The organism is Streptomyces celluloflavus, assembly GCA_000720995.1.
GTDB lineage: Bacteria > Actinomycetota > Actinomycetes > Streptomycetales > Streptomycetaceae > Streptomyces > Streptomyces celluloflavus.
The window spans coordinates 78,645-103,807 of record JOEL01000007.1; the positions used below are offsets into that span (position 1 = coordinate 78,645).

General features: G+C 69.9%; 19 protein-coding genes. 7 read left to right on the forward strand and 12 right to left on the reverse strand.

Features of this window, described 5'->3' with window-relative positions:
- Positions 1-51: 51 nt before the first annotated feature.
- Genes IH09_RS08830 through IH09_RS08845 form a run of 4 tightly spaced genes read left to right on the forward strand, consistent with a single transcriptional unit; the run spans position 52 to position 7,817 of the window.
- Complete coding sequence (locus IH09_RS08830) at positions 52-1,668, forward strand: nuclease-related domain-containing DEAD/DEAH box helicase (protein WP_052855553.1); 1,617 nt, start codon at positions 52-54, stop codon at positions 1,666-1,668.
- Positions 1,665-4,823, forward strand: a complete 3,159-nt coding sequence (locus tag IH09_RS08835; protein ID WP_052855554.1) for a helicase-related protein — start codon at positions 1,665-1,667, stop codon at positions 4,821-4,823. The genes IH09_RS08830 and IH09_RS08835 overlap by 4 nt, the downstream gene beginning before the upstream one ends.
- Positions 4,824-4,827: 4 nt before the next feature.
- Positions 4,828-6,720, forward strand: coding sequence for a DUF1998 domain-containing protein (gene drmB / locus IH09_RS38875; protein ID WP_190233240.1), 1,893 nt, complete (start codon positions 4,828-4,830; stop codon positions 6,718-6,720).
- Complete coding sequence (locus IH09_RS08845) at positions 6,717-7,817, forward strand: DEAD/DEAH box helicase (protein ID WP_052855556.1); 1,101 nt, start codon at positions 6,717-6,719, stop codon at positions 7,815-7,817. The genes drmB and IH09_RS08845 overlap by 4 nt, the downstream gene beginning before the upstream one ends.
- Before the next feature lie 182 nt (positions 7,818-7,999).
- Here the strand turns inward: IH09_RS08845 and IH09_RS08850 are convergent, their stop codons facing one another.
- The 3 genes from IH09_RS08850 to IH09_RS38880 form a co-directional block, all read right to left on the reverse strand.
- Entirely contained in the window at positions 8,000-8,917 is a 918-nt protein-coding gene (locus IH09_RS08850) for a PaaX family transcriptional regulator C-terminal domain-containing protein (RefSeq protein WP_052855557.1), read from the reverse strand.
- Positions 8,918-9,265: 348 nt separating this feature from the next.
- Positions 9,266-10,099, reverse strand: coding sequence for an alpha/beta fold hydrolase (locus tag IH09_RS08855; RefSeq protein ID WP_052855558.1), 834 nt, complete (start codon positions 10,097-10,099; stop codon positions 9,266-9,268).
- Complete coding sequence (locus IH09_RS38880) at positions 10,089-10,439, reverse strand: hypothetical protein (protein WP_052855559.1); 351 nt, start codon at positions 10,437-10,439, stop codon at positions 10,089-10,091. The genes IH09_RS08855 and IH09_RS38880 overlap by 11 nt, the downstream gene beginning before the upstream one ends.
- Positions 10,440-10,525: 86 nt before the next feature.
- On the opposite strand from IH09_RS38880, the gene IH09_RS08865 reads away from it, so the two are divergent.
- Entirely contained in the window at positions 10,526-12,133 is a 1,608-nt protein-coding gene (locus IH09_RS08865; RefSeq protein WP_052855648.1) for a flavin-containing monooxygenase, read from the forward strand.
- A 16-nt stretch (positions 12,134-12,149) separates the two neighbouring features.
- On the forward strand, positions 12,150-12,659 hold the full coding sequence (locus IH09_RS08870; RefSeq protein ID WP_052855560.1) for a hypothetical protein: 510 nt from the start codon (positions 12,150-12,152) through the stop codon (positions 12,657-12,659).
- Positions 12,660-12,755: 96 nt separating this feature from the next.
- Here IH09_RS08870 and IH09_RS08875 read toward each other — a convergent pair whose 3' ends face one another.
- From IH09_RS08875 to IH09_RS08890, 4 genes are all read right to left on the reverse strand, one after another.
- On the reverse strand, positions 12,756-13,013 hold the full coding sequence (locus tag IH09_RS08875) for a hypothetical protein (RefSeq protein WP_143682207.1): 258 nt from the start codon (positions 13,011-13,013) through the stop codon (positions 12,756-12,758).
- Between the two features lie 334 nt (positions 13,014-13,347).
- A complete protein-coding gene (locus tag IH09_RS08880) occupies positions 13,348-14,106 on the reverse strand; it encodes a DUF4118 domain-containing protein (protein ID WP_244934139.1) in 759 nt (252 codons plus the stop codon).
- 507 nt (positions 14,107-14,613) lie between these two features.
- Positions 14,614-15,744, reverse strand: coding sequence for a hypothetical protein (locus IH09_RS08885; protein ID WP_240150997.1), 1,131 nt, complete (start codon positions 15,742-15,744; stop codon positions 14,614-14,616).
- A 168-nt stretch (positions 15,745-15,912) separates the two neighbouring features.
- Positions 15,913-16,746: a class I SAM-dependent methyltransferase gene (locus tag IH09_RS08890; RefSeq protein ID WP_052855562.1), complete on the reverse strand. Its 834-nt coding sequence runs from the start codon at positions 16,744-16,746 to the stop codon at positions 15,913-15,915.
- Positions 16,747-16,920: 174 nt separating this feature from the next.
- Here IH09_RS08890 and IH09_RS08895 point away from each other — a divergent pair, with 174 nt between their 5' ends.
- Positions 16,921-18,714 (forward strand): S9 family peptidase, encoded by a 1,794-nt coding sequence (locus IH09_RS08895; protein ID WP_052855651.1) that lies wholly within the window; start codon positions 16,921-16,923, stop codon positions 18,712-18,714.
- A gap of 118 nt (positions 18,715-18,832) precedes the next feature.
- On the opposite strand, the gene IH09_RS08900 is transcribed toward IH09_RS08895, so the two are convergent.
- The 5 genes from IH09_RS08900 to IH09_RS08920 form a co-directional block, all read right to left on the reverse strand.
- Positions 18,833-19,705 (reverse strand): SURF1 family cytochrome oxidase biogenesis protein, encoded by an 873-nt coding sequence (locus IH09_RS08900; RefSeq protein ID WP_052855563.1) that lies wholly within the window; start codon positions 19,703-19,705, stop codon positions 18,833-18,835.
- A gap of 82 nt (positions 19,706-19,787) precedes the next feature.
- Positions 19,788-20,921 (reverse strand): hypothetical protein, encoded by a 1,134-nt coding sequence (locus IH09_RS38885; RefSeq protein ID WP_240151019.1) that lies wholly within the window; start codon positions 20,919-20,921, stop codon positions 19,788-19,790.
- A 587-nt stretch (positions 20,922-21,508) separates the two neighbouring features.
- Positions 21,509-22,084, reverse strand: coding sequence for a SigE family RNA polymerase sigma factor (locus IH09_RS08910; RefSeq protein WP_205380142.1), 576 nt, complete (start codon positions 22,082-22,084; stop codon positions 21,509-21,511).
- Positions 22,085-22,640: 556 nt separating this feature from the next.
- Positions 22,641-23,756, reverse strand: a complete 1,116-nt coding sequence (locus tag IH09_RS08915; RefSeq protein WP_052855565.1) for an aspartate-semialdehyde dehydrogenase — start codon at positions 23,754-23,756, stop codon at positions 22,641-22,643.
- Complete coding sequence (locus IH09_RS08920; protein ID WP_052855566.1) at positions 23,753-25,024, reverse strand: aspartate kinase; 1,272 nt, start codon at positions 25,022-25,024, stop codon at positions 23,753-23,755. The genes IH09_RS08915 and IH09_RS08920 overlap by 4 nt, the downstream gene beginning before the upstream one ends.
- Between the last annotated feature and the right edge of the window lie 139 nt (positions 25,025-25,163).

Here is a 25,163-nt window from a genome sequence, read left to right on the forward strand (position 1 = left end):
TCCGTCGCTCGGTATTTTAGGGAGGTCTTCGCGTGACCATGGGGAGAGTTGATGCGAATTATTCCGAGTGAGATCTCGAGCAGAACCAGGAGCCAGGCCGAGCGCAGTGTGTTCGCCGCGCTCAAGGCGATTCCTGATGACCGGAGCGTCGCGCTGCACACGGTTCATCTCCCCCAGCACCACAGGAAGCGCGTCGGCGAGATCGACTTCGTCGTCATCACGCCCGACATCCTGCTCTTCATCGAGGTCAAAGGCGGTCGGGTCCACCAACGCGACGGGAAGTGGTACTACGGTCCGCCCGGTCGCGAGGAAGGCCCGAAAGAGAGCCCGTTTGCGCAGGCCAGCGGAGGTATGCACGAGTTCGACAGGGAGATCGGCGCCCTGGTCGGTGATTTGAGAGACCACGGTGTCCCCAGCGGATACCTCGTGATCACCACGGACGTCGACCTCCGGCGCACGACCGAGTTCGAACCCCAACAGTATCTCGGCACCACTGCGTACGACGGCGGACGCGGTCTGGCACCGGGCATCGAACGAGCCACCCGCTTCTGGCTCACGCGGAACAGGTGGGCCCGCACCCCCGTCTCCGCCGCTCTCCGCAAGAAGATGCTCGAGGCCATCCGGCCGGATTTCGACCTCGTACCCAATTTGCAGTCCCGACTGACGCATCTCGACGTCACCTTCGAACGCCTCACCAACGAACAGCTCGAAAGACTCGACGAGCTGGAGTCCGTCCCACGCCTCATCTGGACCGGTGGTGCAGGCACCGGCAAGACGTTCCTCGCCGCGGAGGCGGCCCGTCGCAAGTCCGCCCACGGCAGCGTTCTGTTGACCTGCGCGAGCACCACGCTGGCAACCCATCTGGATCGCGTCCTCGCCGACGACGCGATCACTGTCCTGCCGTACGATCGCCTCGACGAGGTTCAGGGCCGTGTCTTCGACCAACTGATCGTGGACGAGGCGCAGGACCTGATGACCTTCGAGGCTCTCGATACCTTGGAGGCTCTGGTATCGGGACGTCTCGCAGAAGGCCGGTGGATCTTCATGCTCGACCCGAACAACCAGGTGCTGGCCCCGGATGCCTACGCTCTCCAAGCCCGGAAGTATCTGGACCTTCTGGGCATCGAGTTCGGGCCCCTGAAGCGCAACTGCCGCAACACTGTGCAAATCGTCAAACAGGTCCGCTCCTACACGGGTGCCGACCTGGGCATCGCCTCCGCGGGTGAGGGTGAGCCGGTCCGCTACACCGACGTGCACGACGCTCCGGAGGAGGCCGTCCTTCTCGACGCCTATGTGAACGAACTCGTGCGGGAGGGCGTCTCGCCGCGGGACATCACGCTGCTGTCCGCTTCCGGGGACTGGGAAACGAGCTCGGCCCGTCTGTCGCAGCGAGTCACCAAGATCGAGCGATTCGCCGATGTGGTCGGGACCGACCGCACGAAGCACCGTCTCACCTGGTCGTCCGTCTCCGACTTCAAGGGCCATGAGAACCATGTCGTCTGTCTGATCGACCTCGAACCCGGACACCTCGAGGGCCGCCTCGACGCACTCTATGTCGCCCTGACCAGGGCCCGTGCCCAGCTCTGGGTCGCTTGCCGCCCTGGTACCCGCCGGATGCTGAAAGACCTGGGCGTAGCCGTACTGACGCGGGAAGGGCGCCTCGGGTGAACGACTCCGAATCACGACTCTCCGAGCACCGCGCCGACTTCGTGACGTATCTCCGCCGGCAGTTGGTCGGTCCGGCCGTCGCCGAGGACGAGATCCTCGCCGACCCACCTGACCGGCGCTACCTGATGGGCACGTTGTATCCGCGCGGAGCCTCCTTGCTGGAGCACTCGCAGGACGACGGCGAGCAGGATTTCAACGAAACGGAGGCCGGCAACGGCGAGGAGGACAGCTTCGCCGACGACCCCGTGGCCGAGGCGAACGCATGGCTCCCGTCATCTCTCGGCTTCTCCTTCTTCACCAACGCCCGTGAAATCGAGGTCACCTGTGGGGCCTCCCGGTACCTGACGTCCCGCGAGGGCGGGCGTCGCAGCTGGCGAAGGCAACCGCGGCTCTCCACAACGGAGACCGTCTCTGCGGAACGGACGGCCCCGGTCCGCGTTCTGGACGGTCACGGTCGCCTCCATGTTCGATGGCGCCCTTTCGGCGCCGGACATCTCGTCACGTGCGTGCTGGCGAACGCCCATGCCGAAGAGGAGAGCAGCTACAAAGATCGCGATCTGATGCTCTTCCAGGCCGAACTGAGGGCGACGACCCTCGGCGGAACCATCCTCGAATATCCGAGTACCCGTCTCAACAGCCGTGACGAGGAGGAGCAGGAACTCCGCGTCCAGTACCGGCACATCGTGACCCGGGCCGTGGGGCACGGATGTGCCGTCGAGTGGGACGACGAATCCTGCCAGGTCACCACCGTGCGAGCGCAGGTCATGCCTCAACAAGTGGTCAAGGACATCAAACCCGACGGTCCCAAGGATCTGCCGGTACTCAACCTCGCGTACCTCTCCCGATCCGATCTGGCCGTGGACGACCTCGGAGCCGAACTGCATTCCTTCGTCCTGGGCTATCGCAAATGGTTCGATACCCAGGTGTCGGAGGCGGAGTCCTTGCGACCGTGGGCCGCTGCGCCCGCCAAACGCATCCTCGAACGCATCAATACCGCGCTGGACCGTATGACGTCGGGGGTGGAGTCCCTCACCGCATCAACCTCCGCGGGGGACAAGGCACGCGAGGCTTTTCGCCTGGCCAACCGAGCCATGGCGCTCCAGATGCTCCACAGCCGTCCGGAACTGGCCGGCAGCCGTCGCCGGAGGAACAGCGAAGTACTCGAACTGTCCGAGCCGGGTGGCGACCATGCGTGGCACCCGTTCCAGCTCGCCTACTTCCTGCTCGTGGTCGAGGGCTTGCTGAACCCTGCGCACGAAGACCGTAAGACGGTCGACCTCATCTGGTTCCCCACGGGAGGAGGCAAGACGGAGGCATACCTCCTCACCGCCTGCTTCGAGATCATCTGGCGTCGGCTGCGGTTCGGCGCGGCCGGGGGTGGTACGGCCGTGCTGAGCCGATACACGCTGAGTCTGCTCACCACACAGCAGTTCCAGCGGACGGCTACGGCCATCTGTGCCCTGGAGTACATCAGGAAGGGGTACGACGGGCCGCTGCCCCACGAGCTGGGGGAGGAGCCCATCTCCATCGGACTCTGGGTGGGCAAGGAGACCACGCCGAACAAGATCTCGGCCGCCCAGATCGAGCTCGGTGTGCTGAAGCAGATGAACGCACCCGATGATCGCTTCCTGCTGGAACGCTGTCCCTGGTGCGGCACCGAGATCGTCCCGGAACGACAAGGACAGGAACGGGACTTCGGCATCCGAGCAGATGGCGTCACCACCTCGTTCTTCTGTCCGCGTGACACGTGCGTCTTCCACGAACAGCTTCCGGTCTCCGTGGTGGACGAGCAGATCTACGAGAATCCGCCGACGTTCGTACTCGGCACCGTGGACAAGTTCGCGCGACTGGCGTGGGAGCCGGAGGCGGGAAACCTCTTCGGAAAGAACGGCATGCGCAAACCCTCGCTGATCATCCAGGACGAGTTGCATCTCCTGGCCGGGCCGTTGGGAACAACGGTCGGTCTGTACGAGTCGGCCATCCTCGAACTGTGCGCGTGGGGTGGCACCGTGCCGAAGGTCATCGCTTCCACCGCCACCATCCGACGCTCGCAGGAACAGATCCGCAGCCTTTACGGCCGCCCCGCCCAGCTCTTCCCCCCGGCGGGCATCAAGGCCGGCGACTCGTACTTCGCCTCACCCGACCAGGAGAAACCCGGGCGTCTGTACGTGGGAGTCATGGCCCAGGGGCACACTGCGTCGACCTCGACCGTCCACGTCGGTGCCGCCTCCTTGCAGGCCCCGAAGGAGATCTGCGACGACGACACCCTTCGGGACACGTACTGGACCGCGGTCGCCTATCACAACAGCCTGCGAGAGCTCGGCCGAACCGTCACCATCGCGCGGGACGACATTCCCGCGCGTCTCGAGCACCTGACGAAGGACGCCACACGGCGCCGGAAACTGAACGAAGATTCAGTGGTCGAACTCACCAGCAACGTCTCACGTGCCGCCCAGCCTCGGCTCCTCGAGCGCCTCGGCAAGCACTTCAAGGACCGCGGCAGCATCTCCTTCCTCGCCACGACCAACATGCTCTCGGTCGGAGTCGACGTACCCCGCCTCGGTCTCATGCTCATGAACGGACAGCCCAAGACGACATCGGAGTACATCCAGGCAACCAGCCGCGTCGGCCGGCGTCATGTGCCCGGGTTGATCGTCACGCTCTTCCGCTCGACCAAGCCACGGGACCGGTCGCATTACGAATCCTTCGGTGTGTACCACCGCTCGCTCTACCGCCACGTCGAGCCCACCAGCGTCACACCGTGGTCCATGCCCTCCCGTAACCGTGCCCTGCATGCGGTGCTCACCATCCTCGTGCGTCACGGAATCGGCCTGACCGCAGAGAACCGGGCGGGGGACATCCTCGACCATTCGGATGGTGTCGCTCGGATCCGTGACCTCATCGTGGATCACGTGCAAAGGGCCGACCCGACCGAGGCCGATGCGGCAGCCAAGAAGCTCGACTCGTTGATCGAGACCTGGCAGCAGTGGGCCGAGATCATGCGGGGTGATGGCAGCCGTCTCTACTACCAACCCCAGGGGCGCTTGCACACATCGCTCCTCACCGACTTCGGTAAGCAGGGCGGCGTCTGGCCAACACCGCAGTCGATGCGCAACGTCGACCGCGAGTGCCTCGTCGCCGTGAGAGGAGCATGAAGCGATGAAGGACGTTCGCCGCAAGGTTCGCAGGGCACAGACCATCGTGCCCTTCGGCGTCGGCGGGATCATCGACCTCCGAGGCGAATCGTTCGTAGCCGCCGACATCCGTAGTTGGGCGGCCAATGGCGAACGGGTCGAATCCCCTCGGCTGGCAACGAAATTGGGAGTCCAGGGCTTTCGCTCGGCCCCTGTGATCCCCTCCGGCAAGGCCGCACATGCAACCCGTATCGGCCCCACGTACGTGCGATTTCCTAAATGGTTGTTCTGCCCTCAGTGCAGGAAGATGGTTCTCTGGCGACAGAACCTCGAGCAATGGGAGAAGCAAGCGGCCTGCGGTAATTGTGCCGGCAAGCCGCAGCTGGCACCCATGCGTTTCATCCAGGTGTGCAGGGCAGGCCACATGGCCGACATCGACTGGCGACGGTGGGCCCACTCCAGGAGCGTAGGGCACGACCAACGCCAGTGCCGGGTTCACAAACTTCGATTCGTCGCGACCCCCGAATCCTCTGGTCTGGAAGCCCTGCGAGTCGTCTGCATCGCCTGTCACGCCGGACGAAATCTGGCAGGCATCAGCCAGCCGAACATTCTCAAGCAGGTCGGCGTGGAATGCACGGGAAGCCACCCCTGGCAATCTGCGGACGATGAGGCGGACCCCTGCGAGGAGACTCCGCAAGCCGTGCAGCGCGGCGCTTCCAACGTGTACTTCCCGATCACGCACTCGGCCCTCGACATCCCCGCTCCCGAAGGGCTTTCCGAGGAAGAGGAGATGGTTCAGAACGTCGTCAATCACCGTATGTGGCCCGACTTCAAGAGTTCACAGGACGGGCCGGCCTCCGATGTCTTCAAGGAGTACATCGCACGGGACTGCGAGGTCCCGGAGGCATTCGTCGAGACTCTGCGACGCCGCCATGCGGACGAGGCTTCCTCGATGCCCTCGGCGCTCGACACGGACGACGATCTCAGCATCGCCGAATGGGCAGCCTTCTCCGCGCCGGAGTCCGTCACCGAATCTCAGACCTTCTCCGTCCGTCGCACTCACCTTGGGGTTCGCCATGACGCCCCCAAATCCGTTCAGGAGATGTACGCACGGATCTCCGGAGTCGTCGTGGCCGATCGGGTGCGCGAAGTCCGCGCGCTCGAAGGATTCTCGCGCTACGAGCCCAACGCCGGTGACGGCGAGGAGGGAGAAGGCGGCCGCGTGGTGTCGGTCGATACTCGGGGCCGGGCCAAGTGGCTGCCCGCCATCGACACCTACGGTGAAGGAATCTTCATCTCCGTCGACGAGCAAAGTCTGAGCACATGGGAGGAACTTCCGTCGGTGCGCGACTGGACCCGACGGATCGAGCACAACATGGACGCTTCCTTCAAGGCGGACCGCCTGAGAGACAAGTCCGGCCCGAGGCTCCTCCCACGATTCGTGATGCTGCACACCCTGGCCCATCACTTCATCCGCCAGCTCTCCTACGACAGCGGCTACAACGCGGCCTCGCTGCGTGAACGCGTCTATGCCCGAAGTCATGCCCCGGGCAGTGACCTCCCGCCACAAGCAGGGGTGTTCATTTACACGGCCGCGGGCGACGCCGAGGGAACGCTGGGAGGGCTCGTCCGTCAGGGCCTGCCGCCGAACCTCGTCGAGACTCTGATCCGCTTGCTCGAATCGGCGCAATGGTGCTCCCAGGACCCTCTGTGCGCCGACTCGACCGGTAGGTCTTTGGCCAACCTCAACCGTGCCGCCTGCCATGCGTGCACGCTCCTTCCCGAAACGTGCTGCGAGATCGGCAACTCACTTTTGGACAGAACACTTTTGATCGGTGACGGAGAGGTCCCAGGATTCTTTCGGGAAGTGGTCCAGGCCGCGCTCGAGGAATCAGCCGAAGCCGTCGATCTGCCATGAAGATCCCTTCCCTCCTCGACCTCGACATGGAGCAGCGGGCCGTCGTCGATCTTCCTTTCCACGGAAGCCATGTCATCACCGGCACACCTGGCGCCGGAAAGACCGTGATGGCCGTCTACCGCGCCTGGGCACTGGTGACCGCCCGTCGCTACGTCGCCCTCTTCACGCACTCCAATCTGCTGCATCAGTACCTCGCACAAATGGCACCGGACCTCACGGAAGCTCTCCACGTCACCACATACCATCGGTGGCTCAGAGATTTCTGGCGCCAACACTTCCGGACCGAACCGCCACGGACCGACGAGGAAGGTTGGAGCTACGACTGGATCGAGATGCAGCGGGACTGCATCCTGCACAGGGTCGGGTCGACCGCGCATCTGGTGATCGACGAGGGGCAGAACCTTCCTGTTGGCTTCTATCAGTTGTGTCGAATCCTTGGTGTCGGCGTCACCGTGTGCGCAGACGAGAACCAGCTGATCGGTGACGATCAGAGCACCGTGTCCGAGATATGCCGGGCCCTTGCCATACGGGCCGATCCGCTCGTGTTGCGCGAGAACCGCCGGAACAGTCGGGAGATCGCGATGCTGGCATCCGAGTTCCGCGAGGGGGCCGGGGATGCGTTTCCCTTCCCGACACGCGCCGGCCGTACACCCACTGTCCTGAAAATTCCCTCACTGAAAAATCTCCTCACCGGAGTTTCCCAGTACTTCAACGCGCATCCGGAGCGAAGTATCGGAATCATTTGCAGGTCGACCCATGTGCTACGGGAAATCCAGAGCGAACTCACACAACTCGGTCTCGCCAAGCACACCCAGGCATATGCGCACGACGATCGCTACCGGGACACCGTCGACTTCTCGGCTCGGCCCATCCGGATCGTGAGCACGGCCAGCATGAAGGGTTTGGAGTTCGACAGCGTCTTCGTTCCAGACATGGACGCGTACACAGAGGACCCGACCGGTGTGGACGCACGTCTTCGGTTCTTCGTACTGTGTACTCGCGCCCGCGAGGATCTCCACTTCGCTCACCGCGGCCCCCAAGAGCCCGCCATCTTGTCGAGCATCCCGGAATCCTTGTTGGTTCGACACACCGACTGATTCGGCGGCGCAGTCATTCCGTCCCCTGGCAGGAGCAGAACCGTGACTGCACACCCGGCTCGGGGGCCGTACACACCGGAAATTCGCACGGGCAGGCCCGCATTCCGGGTCGACGGCTCCCTCCCCGGGTTCCACGTGCAGCGCGGCGTGGCCGTCCCCGAACCATCTACCGCGCAGGCACCTCACATATCGATGACCGCTTGGTTGATGACATCGCTGTAGAGCCGGAAGAGGCGGACGCCCTCCCCTTCCGGGCCCTGCCCCGGGTTCGGGTCCGGCTCCTCCTGGTCGGCCAGGAGTGACCAGCACTGCGCTACGAGTTCACGGGCCTTCGTACCGGGCCAGGGCTGGGAGAGCAGTTCGGGCGGCAGTAGCGGGTCGGGCTCCATGGCGCGGGTGAACTCGGCGGCGAGTTCGACCGCGATGGTGAGCCGCTGGGCGTGGGGAAGATTCTCGGGGGCGCGGAGTCGGGCGAGGCGCGGTTCGGTCACGGCGGTGAGGCGGTGGTAGCGGTCGACTGTCTCCGCTTGCGGCCACCAGAGGCGGGCGAGCGCCGCGGGATCGCGTTCGCTGCCGTGCCGCAGGTCGTCGGTGGTCAGGAACGAGACATGGTCGAGGACGCCGAGGTGGCGGACCTGCTCCTGCACGTACGGCTCCCAGGCGTTCGGGCTGGCGTAGAGGCCGCCCTGGACGGGGCCGCCGCCCAGGCGTGTGAGGGCGGTGCGCAGTGCGTCGCGGGCCACGCGTGCCGTTTCGGGGACGGCGAAGGCGACCAGATGCCAGGTCCCGTCCCAGGGGGCGAGGCCGGCGTCCTGCCGGTAGGCGTGGGCGACGAAGTCGGCGTCGGGGCCCAGCATTCGCTCCGTGGCGTCGGTGGCCCTCAGCAGTGCCTTGCGGCCTCTGCCTTCCTGTGTGAAGCGCCCCTCGACCACCAGCCGCTTGATGCACAGGCGCACCTGCTGATCGCTCATGCCCAGCAGGGACGCGGTGGCGTAGACCTCGCCGGTATCGACCGTGTGATCGGTACGGACCAGTGCCTCGACGAGCATCCGGGTGGGGACCTGCACGACGGGCGTTGACGTGTCGCGCGTGGAAGTCATGGCGTGACGGGCCTTTCGGGTGGGGACGACGGTACGGCGCGGGCTGACCGCGGTGCGCGGCCCGGGTGAACGCACGGAAGGGGTGGGAGCGCCGTCACGGCGAGGCCGGTCTCCCGGGCGAGGTGCCGTTATGGCGGCGTTGAGGTCACTCATTCGCACCACACACACCACCCACATCGCACCGCACCGCCCGATCATAAACTATCGGAATATTTACGATCGTTTTCAGGAGATCGTCCGGCTGGTGCGGTTCGGGATCAGTGCGGCGCCCCGGCCTCACCCTCGCCCTCCCCCTCCCTCCCCCGCGACGCGCTGCGCACCCGCGTACGGCACGCAACGGCAGCCGCCCTAATCCGCCCAGAATTCGTCGAGCAGGGCGGCGAACTCCGCGGCCCGTTCGATCTGCGGCAGATGGCCGGTGCGGGCGAACAGGTGGGTGCGGGCCCGGGGAAGGGCGGTCGCCGCGTGGGTGAGGTGGGCGGCGGGCAGGATCCGGTCCCGGTCGCCCCAGACGACGAGGGTGGGGATGTCGAGCGCCTCGACCGCCGCCAGCAGGTTCCCGCGCCGGTCGGCGCGCACCCCGCTCAACGAACCGAGGGCACGGGCCACTTGGCGCGTCGTTCTGGCCGCGCCCGGTCGCCGGGCCAGTTCCCGGGCCAGCGCGATGCGGTCGGGGGTGGCGAAGGCCGGGTCGTGAAAGAGGGAGCGCTCGGCCGGCCGCGCGCCGTACTCGTCGGGGCGCAGCAGAAGCCGCCAGAGCACCGGCAGGTCGAGGGCGCGCAGCAGCCAGGTGACCTCACGGCCGAATCCGGCACTGTCGGCCAGTGCCAGCGAGGCCACCCGGGCGGGGTCGTGGACGGCGAGCCGCATCGCGACGGCGCCGCCCAGCGAGTTGCCCACCACGTGCGCGGGAGCGGTGGCCCCGAGCCGGTCCAGGGTCTTCGCGACGTGTTCGGCCAGTGCCCCGAGCCGGAGGTCCGGCAGGGGCTGGGACAGCCCGAAACCGGCCAGGTCGAGGGCGATCAGCCGCCGCGCGGGCAGCGCGGCGCGCAGCGGCTCCCAGTCCTCCAGGCTGCGACCGGTGCCGTGCAGCAGGACCACGGGCCGCCCGGTGCCCGTGGTCCGGTAGCGGACGCGGTACCCGCCCACGTCCACGAATGCCGCGGAGGGCTCACTCGCCACGGCCCGCCTCCGTCACCTCGACGATCGCACCGTCGCGGCCGGTCCCGGTCCCGGCCCCGACCCCGGCCCCGGCCCCGGCCCCGGCCCCGGCCCCAACGAAGGTGTGCACCTCACGGGCCGGATCGGCGAAGAACCGCCCGGCGTCGATGACGGCCTCGGGCGGGTGGGCACCGGGCCGCACCCTGGTCCCGTACAGCAGTTGCGCGAGCCCCGGCACCGGCGGGACGGCGGCCGCCTCGGCCTCGGCCGCACCGGTCTCGGCCACACCGGGCAGCGCGCCGGCCACACGTACCGCGACCGCCCCCATCGCACCGGGGCCGCCGCGTGCCAGGATCTCCATCCCACCACCACTCCTATCACCCTCCATACGCTCGTATGTTATACGATCGATTTCAAACTGAACGTGGGTTGTGAATGGAGGGCACCATGTCCGAGAGGGCTGAGATATCGCCGGCATCGCCGGCATCACCGGCATCGCCGCCGGGCCGGCACGTCTCCGTCGTCATCGTCGGCGCGGGGTTCGCGGGCCTCGGCACGGCCATCCGGCTGCTGCAGGAAGGGCACCGGGACCTGCTGATCCTGGAGCAGGCCGACGAGGTAGGCGGCACCTGGCGGGACAACACCTATCCCGGCTGCGCCTGCGACGTACCGTCCCGCCTGTACTCGTTCTCCTTCGCCCCCAACCCGGAGTGGAGCCGGCGCTACGCCCCGCAGCGGGAGATCGAGCAGTATCTGCGGCGCTGTGTCGCGCGGTACGGCCTGCGGCCCTATCTGCGGCTCGGCTGCGCGCTGGAGGGCGCCGTCTGGGACGCCGAGCGGCAGCGCTGGGAGCTGCGGACCGGTCAAGGGACGCTGACCGCCGGGAGTCTGGTGATGGCCCAGGGGCCCCTGTCGGAGCCCGCCGTCCCGTCGCTGCCCGGTATGGACGACTTCGCGGGCGAGGCGTTCCACTCCGCGCGCTGGCGGCACGACCTCGATCTGAGCGACAAGCGGGTGGGCGTGATCGGGACCGGCGCGAGCGCCATCCAGTTCGTCCCCCATCTCCGGCGCACCGCCCGCCAGGTGACCGTCTTCCAGCGCACCCCGCCGTGGATCATGCCGCGCCACGACCGGCCGGTCCCGGAGTGGCGCCGCCGCCTGTTCCGGCTGGCGCCACCGGCGCAACGGCTGGCGCGCGGCTGGGAGTACGCGGTCCGCGAGGCGGGGCTGCCCGCGCTGCTCGGTAACCGCACCATGGCCGCCATGGGCCGCAAGGAGGCGCTGGCCCATCTGCACCGCCAGGTCGCGGATCCGGTCCTGCGGGCCAAGCTGACGCCCGACTACGCGCTGGGCTGCAAGCGGGTCCTCATGTCCGACGACTACTACCCCGCCCTCGGCGCACCCAACGTCGACGTGGTCACCGAACGGATCGCGCGCATCGAGAAGAACGCGGTGCTCACCGCACCCGGTACCGCGTCCGGCAGCGCGTCCCCCACGGCGGCGGACGGCGTCACGCACCCCGTGGACGTACTGATCTTCGGCACCGGATTCCGGGTGACCGACACCGGCTATTCGCAGCTCCTCGTGGGCGCCGACGGGCGGACGCTGCACGATGTCTGGCAGGGCAGTCCGCAGGCGTATCTGGGCACAACCGTGGCCGGATTCCCCAACCTGTTCCTGATGGCGGGCCCCAACACGGGAATCGGGCACACCAGCCTCATCTACATGATCGAGTCACAGATCGACTACCTGCTCGACAGCCTGCGGTTCATGCGCGAGCGGCGCATCGGCGCCATGGACGTACGCGCCGACGCCCAGCTCGCGTACAACGCCGGACTCCAGCGGCGGATGGCCGGCACGGTCTGGGCCGCGGGCGGCTGCGCGGGCTGGTACCAGGACCGTCACGGGCGTATCACCGCCATCTGGCCCGAGCCGACCTGGCGGTTCCGGCGCCGGACCCGGAGCTTCGACCCGGAGCGGTACACGCTGACCGCGGCGCGCGGCGGACCACCCGGGACCGCACCGGACCGGCCGACGGTACGTACGGCCGGCTGATCCGGGCACCGGCACCATGACGAGATCCCGCCCGCGGTGGCGCGCCCTCCGCGAGGTGCTGGGCCGCACCCCCGCCACCCGCCTGTTCGCCGTCGAGGCCCTGAGCACGCTGCCGCTCTCGGTCACCACGCTTCTCGTCACCACCCCCGGCCACACCCGCGTGCCGGAATGGGTGCAGTTATCCGGTCTCGGTGTGCTGCTCGCCATGATCGGCGCGACCGTCCACACCTGGCGGCTGACGCTCCCCCGGGGGCTCATGCCGTCCGTCCACCGGACCGCCGCGCCGGGCTGCGTCACCCGGCGTCTTCGCGAACAGGCGGCGGCGGAGCGGCGATTGCGGTGGCTGCTGCTGCTCTATCCGGCCGTCCTGGCCGCACTGATGCCAGTCCCGGCCACCTGGGTGGGCTTCTGGTTCGCCCTCTCCCTCCTGAGCACCCTGGGCGGGATCCTGTCGATCGGCTTCCTCCTGCGTACGCGCCTGTCCGCGGACGGCGGGGCGGCGGGGCGGATACGAGGACCCCGGTAGCCGGCGGGCGCATCCGGTCCGACAGCCGGAAGCCGTCCTTCCGGGGCACGGGTTCCGCGCCCCGGAAGGACGGTACGGGCGCCGCCCGCGGCGCCGTCAGCCGAAGGCGCCCTCGTCGTCGTACTGGCCCATCCACCAGCCATTGCGGCAGACCCGCCCCTCGGGGTCGATATCTCCCTCGCCGTAGTTGCCGCTGCCGGTGGTCTCGCCGTTCGGACCGCGGAAGAAGCTGGTGTAGTAGTACCGGCAACCGGACGCGGCCGCACCGGGGGCCGCCTGCGCCGCCGGGACGAAGGACAGGGCGGCACCGGCCGCACACGCCACGGCCAGCGCGGCACGTGTGAACACTCGCACGCGAATCAATCACCTCTCGTTGGCGGGCGCGCGTCACGCACCCGGGGGAGGCAATATTCCGCGGATGCCGGGAGGTTATAGGTGAAGTACCGTCAAATCACCTGAAGGTACGCGTTGTTTCTCCGGTTGAAGGTGGTTCTCCTCCTGCCCGAAAGGGGCCGGTACCGCCGCCGGCCGGATCGTCGTGCCGGGCGACCGGCTCCGGGCCTACCCCGCGTACGGTCGCGGGCCGCCGCGTCGGCCACCATCCGTCGGCGCCCCGCCGTCCACCGGTCCACCGGCCGCCCTTCGCCGCGTCACCCGTCCTTCGCCGCGTCACCCGTCCTTCGCCGCGTCACCCGTCCTGCGGCGGCCCTGCCGTGTCGAGGGCCGTGCCCACCTGGTCGGCGAGGGTCACCGCGACGAGGCGGGCCGGCAACGGGGGCACCGAGCCCGGTGTGGGGGTGAGCATGAACCGGCCGTAGTAGCGGCCGCGGGCGCTCGCGCGCAGTTCGATCTCCCCCGGGGGCCAGCCGGCGTGGTCGAGGTCCCAGCGCCTGCGGCCGACGGCCACACCGCCGTCCTGCTCCAGGCGCGGCGGCCGGCCCATCAGCGTGCCGTACTCGAAGCGACAGCCGCGCAGCCGGAGCAGTCCGGTCAGCTCCTGTCGTACGTGCTCGACCACCGCGTCGGGCGAGGCCGCGGTCCGGGCCAGGGCGGCGGTGTCGTGGACGCGCGCCAGGTGCGCCGCGTCGGTCACCGTGATCACCTTCAACCGCCGTTCCCTGGCGGCCAGCTGCGAGACGATCAGCCCGACGATCAGGAGCAGTACGGCGGTCCCGATATCGGCCGCGCCGGTGATGGCGAACCGCTGGTACGGGCGGGTGAGGAAGAAGTCGAACCACACCGTGGCCGAGAGCGCCGCGAGCGCGCCCGCGACACGGTTGCCGGCGGCGGCCACCGCGACCACCACCACGACCAGGACCAGCGCCGCGTTGGTGTCCGAGAGGTCCGTACGGAAGGGCACGAGCGCAAGCGCGACCAGGAACGGGCCCACGAGCGCGGCGAGCACCGCGATCCGGTCCCGCAGCGGATATCCGGTCCATCCGGCCACACACGCCACCTCTCCACCTCTTCGGATCGGTCCGTCGGCGTACTGCTCCGTCCTCGCCCTGGGTACCACGGCCGCGGGGCGCCCGCGCGGCGGAAGGGGCGGCACGGCGGCGGCAGGGACGGCGCCGGTGACGGTGAGTACGGCGACGGCGCGGCGGTCGAGAACCCGCCGGGCCCGCGGCCGCCCTCGTGGCCGCGGGCCCGGCGGGCCGGTGGCGGGACGACGTATCCGCATGGCGTCTCGGCATCAGCCCAAGGCCCCCGCTTCCGGGCTGCGCACGGTTCCGGCGGTGCTCGGCACGCGCCCTCCATCGACCCCGTACGGATACGTCATCCGCCCCGTGTTGCCCAGTCTGGGACCGATGTGTCCGACTCCGGGACGCTTTGACGCCGTGCTGACGCGGATGACGGCGGTCTTGACGGAGCGGTGACGGGGGCCGGAGACGGCGCGCGCCGGACGGTGCCCGTACCCGCGCGCGAACCGCCCCCCGTAACGCGCGCCCCGGCGCTACCGGTCGCCGCCGGTGGCCCGCCAGACGACCGGCTGCGCGCCCTGCCCCTTGCCCTGGAAGACGACGGTGACCGGCCGGTCGCCCTTCGGCAGCAGGTGGATGGAGCATTCGGTGACCGTGGCCTGCGGCCGCACCATCCCGTGCGGGACGGACTCGAGGCACCGGCCGACCCCGGGGCCGCCGATGTCCAGCAGCAGCATCTTCTTCGCCTCCTGGCCACCGGCGCTCCGCAGCACCACGCCGTCCTTCATGCTCGGCAGCAGGTCGTACTTGCCGGTGTTGCGGTACTCGATCGTGACGTAGTACGGGACCATCTTCTTGGTCTCCGCACTCAGGTCGAAGCGGTCCAGATCGGCCAGTGACCCGGTACGCACGCCCTTCGGCGTGAGGTGCACGGGGACGGCGTGGTCGTAGGTGTCCTGCGTGACGGAGTCGGCGGGCCGGCCGGCGGGCAGCACCCCGGCGGTATTCCCCTCGGCGGCGGCGCCGTCGATGTCCCAGAGGAAGGTGTCGCCACCGTCGTCCTTGTAGGAGACGGTCGCCATCTTCCGGTCCTTGGGCAGCATGAAGATCTGGCAGAGCGCCGCGGTCTCACCGGCGGCCAGCCGCGCCCGGCCGCTCTCGCGGCACTCCTCGGGCTGGCCCGAGCTGGTGGCCAGCGGGTTGGTCCGGAAGAGGGAGACCGGCTGCCCGGCCCGCCCGTCCGCACCGTTGACCGAGAAGTTGCCCGTCGGATCCACCCCGCTCACCGGGGCCTTGCCGGTGTTGGTGTACGAGAAGGTGAGGTAGTACGGCACCATCCCCTTGAGGTCGTCGTCCAGCCTGACGTGCTCAAGGTTGGCCGCGTCACCCCTGGCCAGCCGGGTGGGCGTGACCCGCAACGGGTGCGCCTTGTGGTCGGAATCGGTCCAGGTGACCGCGCGCGGCGTCGGCGGCAGCGGCAGTGGCTCGGCGGCCACGACGGAGGCGGATGCCCCGGGCGACGCCTTCCCTCCGGTGGCCGCACCGGCACACCCCGCGGCCAGCAGCATGACCACACCCGCACCCACGGCACCCGTTATTCGCCTGCGCACCCGCACCATTCCCCCGTTGATCTCGGACCGCCGTTCCGGGTCCTTGCTCTGCATCCCTGTTCCCGGACCGCTGTTCCCGGCCCGTGCCCCGCTCCGGGCGGGCCCGACAGACTATCCGGCCGACGGCGGAGCGCCCGGCGCCGCCCCCGGCCGCGCACCGGCCCCCACCTGCGACGGCTCCGCCACGGCGGACGGATCGCCGTCCCGGCCGACCGGTCGCCGTCAGGACGTACGCGTCGCCTTCAGCGAGTACATGAGGGGGATGCGGGGGCGGTCGGCGGGGAAGCGGTAGTAGCCGTCGGCGCCGCGGCGCAGGTCGTCGAAGCGCTGGAAGAGCGTCACATCGTGCTCGTGCAGGAAGTCGATGCGCAGCCCGGCGGCGGCCAGGGCGGTGACGACGTCGCCGAGGGTGTGCGTCCATTCGACGCTGCGGCGGTGGACCGTGGGCGCGTCGGCATCCGTGTAGGTGCCGGAGGTCTCGTCCACCCAGGCGTCGTGGCGGAAGTAGTCGTGGGTGACGCGCGATCCGGTCTCGTCGTCGAGGGCGTCGCACAGCGGGTGGAATTCGGCGAGGTAGAGGAAGCCGCCGGGGGCGACGAGGGAGGCGGCGGTCGTCGCCCAGCGGTCCAGGTCCGGGAGCCATTTCAGCGAGCCGATACCGGTGTAGACGATGTCGTAGGAAGCGTCGGGGACGGCCTCTACGGCGTCGTAGACATCGGCGGTGACGAAGGACGCGCGGTCGGGGCCGTAGCCGAGTTCGGCGGCCAGTTCGCGCGCGGCCTCCGTCGCCCGTTCGGAGAAGTCCAGGCCGACGACGCGGGTGGCGCCGCGGTGGGCCCAGGAGAGGGTGTCCTGGCCGAAGTGGCACTGGAGGTGGAGGAGGCTGCGGCCGGTGACGTCGCCGACCTCCGCCGCCTCGAAGTCCCGGATGACGTCCCGGCTGTCGCGGAAGCCCGCCTGGTCGTAGAAGTCGCTCAGGGTGTGGATGGCGACGCGCTCGTCCCACATCGCACGGTTGGCCTCACGCCAGTCGTCAGGTCCCGTCTGTGCACGCATGCCGCGAAGTTATCCACAGGCCCATGGCCTCGCCAACGGAATTACGGCAGCCGGGCGCAGAATGGGGCCATGACTGACGAGACCAAGGGCTCCGACCACGCCCTCGCCCACGACACCGGCCGCCCCGCCGCTCCGGCTCCTTCGCACGACTCGACCGGCTCAGCGGGAGCCGGCATGCCGGACTGGGAGAAGCGGTTCCGCGCCCCGCGGATCGGGCTGCCGGACTGGGCCGAGGACGCCCCGGACCGGTCCCTGTTCCTCTCGAACGCCACGGGCACCTACGAGCTGTACGCGTGGGACCGGGCGACCGGCGGTCAGCGGCAGGCCACGGACCGGCCGAACGGCACGACGGACGGGACGCTGTCGCCGGACGGCGAATGGATCTGGTGGTTCGCGGACACCGACGGCGACGAGTTCGGCGTCTGGATGCGGCAGCCGTTCGCGGGCGGCGCGGACGAGGAGGCCACCCCGGGGCTGGCCGCCTCGTACGCGAGCGGGCTGGCGATCGGCCGGGACGGCACGACGGTCGTCGGGCGCTCCACGGACGAGGACGGCTCGACGATCCATGTCGTACGGCCCGGGGAGCCGCCGGTGGAGATCTACCGCCACCGTGAGTCGGCGGGCGTCGGCGACCTCTCGCACGACAGCGCCCTGATCGCCATCGAGCACACCGAGCACGGCGACGCGATGCACTCCGCGATCCGCGTCGTCCGCCCGGACGGTTCGACGGTCGCGGAGCTGGACGACACCAAGGGCGGCACCGAGGAGCTGGGCCTGTCGGTGATGGGCTTCGCACCGGTGGACGGTGACACCCGGATGCTGGTGGGCCATCAGCGGCGGGGCCGCTGGGAGCCGATGCTCTGGGACCCGCTGACGGGTGTGGAGACGGCGCTGGCGATCGATCTGCCCGGTGATGTGGCCGCGGACTGGTATCCGGACGGTTCGGCCCTGCTGGTGGAGCACGAGTACCAGGCCCGCAGCGAGCTGTGGCGCTATGAGCTGGGCGGGGCCGGTGGCGCGGCCGGCCCGCTGCTGACCCGGGTCGAGACCCCGGCGGGCACGGTCTCGGGCGCGACGGCCCGGCCGGACGGGACGGTGGAGTTCCTGTGGTCCTCGGCGGCGCAGCCGTCCGAGGTCCGCTCGACGAGCGGCGCGGTCGTCCTGGACCCGCCCGGGATGAAGGCGCCCGCTTCGGTACCGGTGACGGACGTCTGGGTGGACGGCCCCGGCGGGCGTATCCACGCCCTGGTGCAGCAGCCGGCCGGCGAGGGGCCGTTCCCGACGGTCTTCGACATCCACGGCGGCCCGACCTGGCACGACAGCGACGCGTTCGCCTCGGCCCCGGCGGCCTGGGTGGACCACGGCTTCGCGGTCGTCCGCGTCAACTACCGCGGCTCGACCGGTTACGGCCGCGCCTGGACGGACGCGCTCAAGCACCGCGTCGGGCTGATCGAGCTGGAGGACATCGCCGCGGTGCGCGCCTGGGCGGTCTCCTCCGGGCTGGCCGATCCCGAGCGGCTGGTGCTGGCGGGCGGTTCGTGGGGCGGCTATCTGACGCTGCTGGGGCTCGGTACGCAGCCGGAGGCGTGGGCCGTCGGGCTGGCGGCGGTCCCGGTCGCGGACTACGTCACGGCGTACCACGACGAGATGGAGGCCCTCAAGGCGATGGACCGGACGCTGCTGGGCGGCACGCCGGAGGAGGTACCGGAGCGCTTCGAGGCGTCCTCGCCGCTGACGTACGTGGACGCGGTGCGGGCCCCGGTCTACATCTCCGCGGGCGTCAACGACCCGCGCTGCCCGATCCAGCAGGTGGAGAACTACGTCCAGCGGCTGACCCGCCGCGCCCACCCGCACGAGGTCTACCGCTACGACGCCGGGCACGGCTCCCTCGTCGTGGAGGAGCGCATCAAGCAGGTCCGCCTGGAGCTCGACTTCGCGCGGCGGTACGTGGGCGGCCCGGGGGCCTGACCCTCACCGGGCGCCGGGCCGGCGCCCGGCCGGGAGCGGCCGTCCCCGGCCGGGCGGCCGCTCGTCCGCCCGTGGTCCCGCGGGGCGGCCGGACAGCCGCCCCGCCGGGCCTGCCGGCTCAGACGCGCGGTACCGGCGCGCTCTCGTCCGCCGCCCGCGCGTCCGCGTCCGGCTCCGCCGCCGGCGTCCCCGGCGCCTCGTCCGCCGGCACGATGCCCAGTGCCGCGTCCCTGGCGGCCTCGGCCTCGCGGCGGAAGAGGCGGAACCACATGAAGACGACGAAGCCCGCGAAGACGAACCACTCGCCGGTGTAGCCGAGGTTCTGGAACGCCTTCAGGTCCAGCCCGGTGCCCTGGGCGGCGGCCGGCGGGACGGCGCGCAGCGGGGCCTGGGTGTCGGTGAGCGTGATCCACGCGTCGTAGACGTCGTACGGCACGATATTCACCAGCGACGCCGCGCTGATCATGCCGAGCTGGCCCGGCGGCAGTCCGCCGTCGGCGTGCACCCCTGTGCTGCTCTGGTTCTCGGACGCCTGGAGCGCGCCGGTGACCGTCACCTCGCCCTTCGGCGGGGCGGGCACCTTCGCCGCGTCGGCCTTGTTGCCCGGGTCGCCGGGCAGCCAGCCCCGGACGACCGGGAGGGCCTTGCCGTGGTCCGTCCGCAGCAGGGTCAGGACGTAGAAGCCCTGCCGCTTGCCCTGCTTGTCCTCCAACGTACGGCCCGGCACCAGGAGTTGGTGGTCCGTGTCGTAGTGCCCGCGGGCGCCGGCCTGGCGGCCGGAGGTGACGGTGTCGACCGGCAGCAGGCTGTCCAGCGGGCGGGCGGCCGCGGCCTTGGCGTCGGCGGCGCGGACCTCCTGCTGCTGGTGCGTATCGACGCGCGCCTCGAAGCGGCTCAGCTGCCAGCTGCCCATGAAGATGCAGAAGGGGATCGCCAGTACGGCGAAGACGTTGATTCCCCACCACCGCGGGGTCAGCAGGAACCGGTACACGCCTTCAAAGGTACGGGGCCACGACGACGGATCCACACCGCCCCCTCCATGGCACCGCCCCGGCCGCCGGGCGGACCGGCCCTCACTTCGCCGCCAGCGCCCCGGTGCGGTACACCGTGCCCGCGCAGGCGTCCGGGATCTTGGCATCGGCCGCCGCGGGCTCGCCCGCCTCGGGCGTATGGCTGAGGAGGACGGCACCGGGCACCGCGCCGCCGTCGCCGGGTCCGTCGCTGCCGCCCGCCTGGCCGCCGCCGTCGCCCGCGACGGAGGAGGCGGCCGGGGTGGTCTCCCCGGGCGCCTTCGAGGGGAGGGGAGTCGGCGAGGGACCGGGGTTGACGCAACCGGTGGTGGAGCCGCCGGACTCCGGGATCCAGGCGAACTTGATCTCGTACGCCTCGCCCGGCTTGAGGACCAGCTTGCCGGGGGCGGTGGCCGGATCGGGCAGGCCGGTGGCGTCGTCGCCCGAGGTGTGGTCGACGACGTGGACGCGGTCGGGCTTGGTGGCGCCCTGGGCGACCAGGCCGACCGCGCCGCCGCCGTCGACCGTACAGGCGCTCGCGGAGGTGTTGACGACCCGGAACGCGCCGTAGACGCGGCCCGCCGAGTCCGCCGCGCCCACCGTGCCGGTGCCGTTGCCGAGCTGCTGGCGTCCGCAGACGGGCGAGCTGACGTCCATGGTCGCGTGCGGATCCGGAGTGCCGGCGCCCGCCTCGTGGCCCTGGCCGTCCTGCTCCTTCGCCGCGCCCTTCTCCGCGGGCGCGCCGGCGTCCGGCTTCCGGCCGTCCTTACCGGTCGGCCGAGGCCCCGCCTGCTCGGTGCCCTCGCCGTGCGCGCCCTCGGCGCCGCCGTGCGCGCGCTGGCTGCTGGCGGCGTTGGCGGGCCGGTCCTCGGGGTTGTCGCCGAGGCTCACCACATGCACCATGGCGGGGATCGACGTACCGCCGAGCAGCAGCGCGGCGGCGGCGCCGACGACGAGGTGCCGACGGCGCTGACGCCGGGCCGGTACCGCGCGGCGCAACCGGTCCAGCGCGTCGACGGAAGGCTCCAGCTCGCCGACGCGGGACTGCAGCAGCCGCCGCAGCTCGTCCTCGCCGCCGAAACCGCCGCCGTCGCCACCGTCGCAGCCGTCCCCGCCGCCGAAGCCACCGCCGCCCCGGCCGCCGCTCCCGGCCCCGCCGCCCCGGCCGCTTCCGCCGCCCGTTACGGCACCGCGCACCGCACCGCCGGCACCCTCGCCGACAGCGATGTCATCCCCGAGGCCGGCACCCGGCCGGCGGCCGTCCGGCTCGTTCGCCGGGTTCTGCCGACGGCCATCCGCCGCGTCTCCCGCGCCCTGAACCTCACGCGCCACGTACAGCCCACGCACCTCACCCGACGCACCATTCATGCCGGGAGCGCCACGTCGCACTCCCCGCTCGCCCGGCACGCCACACTCACTCGACGCACCACGCCCACCCGGCGTACCGCGCTCACTCAGCTCACCCGCATCATGCGGGACACCTGTACCCAGCGGTCTCAGGGAGTCGAACGGATCAGAGCCTCCCGAGGTGCCCCACGAGGTCCCTCGCGCCGCACCCGAGCCGCTCTCCCCATGGCTCCCATGGAATCCGTGGCCCTCATGGGTCCTACGGGCCTCCCGGTCCCCCTGAAGCCCACGGGCGCCCTGGCTCCCCCAGCCGCCACGGCCGCCCCGGCCCGCCCGCGGATCGCGCCCCTCACCCCGGTCGGGCCCGTCACCGCGGCCGAACCAGTCACTCCGGTGAAACGGGTCGTGCGGGCCGTACGGGCCGAACGTCTTGCCACTCATGCCGGAGCCTCCATCGCGACGCGGAGCGCCGCGATGCCCCGCGACCCGTACGCCTTGACCGAGCCGAGCGAGATCCCCAGCGTCTGGGCGACCTGCGCCTCGGTCATATCGGCGAAGTAACGCAGCACCAGCACCTCGCGCTGCCGTCGCTGCAGACCGCGCATCGCCTGGATGAGCTGGTCCCGCTCCAGCAGGTCGTACGCGCCTTCCTCGGCGCTCGCCATATCGGGCATCGGCTTGGAGAGCAGCTTGAGCCCGAGGATGCGGCGGCGCAGCGCGGAGCGCGAGAGATTGACGACGGTCTGGCGCAGGTAGGCGAGGGTCTTCTCGGGGTCGCGCACCCGCCCACGGGCGGAGTGCACACGGATGAAGGCTTCCTGTACGACGTCCTCGCAGGAGGCCGTGTCGTCCAGGAGCAGTGCGGCGAGACCGAGCAATGAACGGTAGTGCGCGCGGTAGGTCTCGGTGAGATGGTCGACTGTGGTGCCCGCTGCCATCGCCTCGTCAGTGTCCCCACGCTGAGAAGGAATCTGCGCGGGACGCGTGGCGGACCAGGGAGCGATCACCGGCATGCCCCCGGGCGCCCGGGAGCGCGGCGGGCGCACTGCCGCGCCGGCCGTCCCCCCTGGGGCGATGCTGAATCCGAGTACCTCTGCCACGCTTGTTGGACACGCTTCCCCCCATCAGGGTTGTACGCGCAAGGCACCGCCTTTGACGGTGCGTCAAATGCCCTCATGCGTACCAGCTCTTCCCCAATGCCCCATTTATCCCGACGCATCTGCCCCGGTATCCAGGGACATCCGAAGCGATCCCGAACACCCCGGACCGTCCTTGCGGAGCGGCCACAAAGACGCTCCCCGCCCGACTGCCGGTTGCAGTACGACGGGGAGCGAATGGTCGAACAGACCGTCGGCCCAGATCAAGTGGTTTGGACCGACAATTCGCTCACGGGATCTTCACACGTCCCTCAAAGTATGTCCTAAGCGGTCAAGTCCGCGACGGCCAATTCCGCCAAGTCACGCGCACCCCCGCACCGGCCGCCCCAGCGCGCCGCCGGAGCCGGACGGCCGGGCCGAGGGCCGCGCCGGACCACGGCCCGACACCCGCCCCAACCCGGAGGAAACTCCTTTACCCGCCCAGTTCTCCCGCGACCAACTCACCGATCTGCGCCGTATTCAGCGCCGCCCCCTTGCGCAAGTTGTCGCCGCTCACGAACAGTTCGAGCGCCCGCGGGTCGTCCAGCGACCGCCGGACCCGCCCAACCCACGTGGGATCCGTCCCCACCACGTCGGAAGGTGTCGGGAACTCGCCCCCCGCCGGATCGTCGCTGACCACCACGCCGGGCGCCGCGGCCAGGATCTCGTGCGCACCGGCGACGGTGACCTCGTTCTCGAACCGCGCGTGCACGGTCAGCGAGTGGGTGGTGAGCACCGGCACCCGGACGCAGGTCGCGGTGACCGGCAGCCCCGGCAGCCCCAGGATCTTGCGCGACTCGTTACGGACCTTGAGCTCCTCGGAGGACCAGCCGCCCTCCTGGAGCGAGCCCGCCCACGGCACGACATTGAGCGCGATCGGCGCCGGGAACGGCCCCAGCGTGTCGCCGACCACCCGCCGCACATCGCCGGGCGTCGTGCCCAGCTCCGTACCGGACACGGCCGCCAGCTGCGCCCGCAGGGTGTCGATCCCGGCCTGCCCCGCGCCCGATACCGCCTGGTACGAGGAGACGATCAGCTCGCTCAGGCCGTACTCGGCGTGCAGCGCGCCCAGTGCGACGATCATCGAGAGGGTCGTGCAGTTCGGATTCGCGATGATGCCGCGCGGGCGCACCCGCGCCGCGTGCGCGTTGACCTCGGGCACCACGAGGGGCACGTCCGGGTCCATCCGGAACGCTGCGGAGTTGTCCACGACCACCGCGCCCTTGGACACCGCAATCGGCGCCCACCGCGCGGAGACCTCGTCCGGGACGTCGAACATCGCGACGTCGATACCGTCGAAGACGTCCTCGTCGAGCGCGATGACCTCGGTCTGCGCGCCCCGTACGGTCAGCTTGCGGCCGGCCGAACGGGGGGAGGCGATCAGCCGGATCTCGCCCCAGATGTCGGCCCGCTCGGACAGGATGCCGAGCAGCACCGAGCCGACGGCGCCGGTGGCACCGACGACGGCGAGATGCGGCTTACGGGCCGTACGGGCGTCCGCCCCCGCGGTGACCGCATGGGACGGACGGCCCGCCTCGGCCGGAATCATCGTCCGGTGCCGCCATAGACCACGGCCTCGTCGCTCTCCGAGTCGAGACCGAAGGCGCTGTGCACGGCCTGCACGGCCTCCTTGACGTCATCGGCGCGGGTGACGACCGAGATGCGGATCTCGGAGGTCGAGATGAGCTCGATGTTCACGCCCGCGTTCGACAGCGCCTCGAAGAACGTCGCCGTCACGCCCGGGTTGGTCTTCATACCCGCGCCGACCAGCGAGATCTTGGCGATCTGGTCGTCGTAGCGCAGCGAGTCGAAACCGACCGCCGCACGGGTCTTCTCCAGCGCGGCGACGGCCTTGCGGCCCTCGTCCTTCGGCAGCGTGAACGAGATGTCGGTCAGGCCCGTGGCCGCGGCCGAGACGTTCTGGACGACCATGTCGATATTGACCTCGGAGTCCGCGATCGCCCGGAAGATGCGTGCGGCCTCGCCCGGCTTGTCCGGGACTCCGACAACCGTGACCTTCGCCTCGGAGGTGTCGTGCGCGACGCCCGAGATGATCGCCTGCTCCATCGGCTGGTCCCCTTGCGGTTCGTTGCTGACCCACGTGCCCTTCAGCCCCGAGAAGGAGGAGCGGACGTGGATCGGGATGTTGTATCGGCGTGCGTACTCGACGCAGCGGTGCAGCAGCACCTTGGAACCGGAGCTGGCCAGCTCCAGCATGTCCTCGAAGGAGATCCAGTCGATCTTCCGGGCCTTCTTCACGACCCGCGGGTCGGCGGTGAAGACACCGTCCACATCGGTGTAGATCTCACAGACATCGGCGTCCAGGGCGGCCGCCAGCGCGACGGCGGTGGTGTCCGACCCGCCGCGTCCCAGCGTCGTGATGTCCTTCTTGTCCTGGGACACGCCCTGGAAGCCGGCGACGATGGCGATATTGCCCTCGTCGACGGAGGTCTTGATACGGCCGGGCGTGACATCGATGATCCGTGCCTTGTTGTGCACGGAGTCGGTGATGACACCTGCCTGGCTGCCGGTGAAGGACTGCGCCTCGTGGCCGAGGTTTTTGATCGCCATCGCCAGCAGGGCCATGGAGATCCGCTCTCCGGCGGTCAGCAGCATGTCGAACTCGCGCCCCGATGGAATCGGGGACACTTCCTGAGCGAGATCGATCAGCTCGTCCGTCGTGTCGCCCATCGCCGAAACCACGACGACCACCTGGTGGCCGTTCTTCTTGGCTTCGACGACTCGCTTGGCAACGCGCTTGATGCCCTCGGCATCCGCAACGGATGAGCCGCCGTACTTCTGCACGACAAGGCCCACGTGCGCTCCTCGCAACTGTCTCTTCGGGAGTTTCCTCCCGGACCCCCGGAAATGGGGGTACTGCGGTCGGCTCAGTCTACCGAGCAGGCGGATCTCGCCTCGCCGATACCACATCATGAGACACGGGACTCACTCTGCG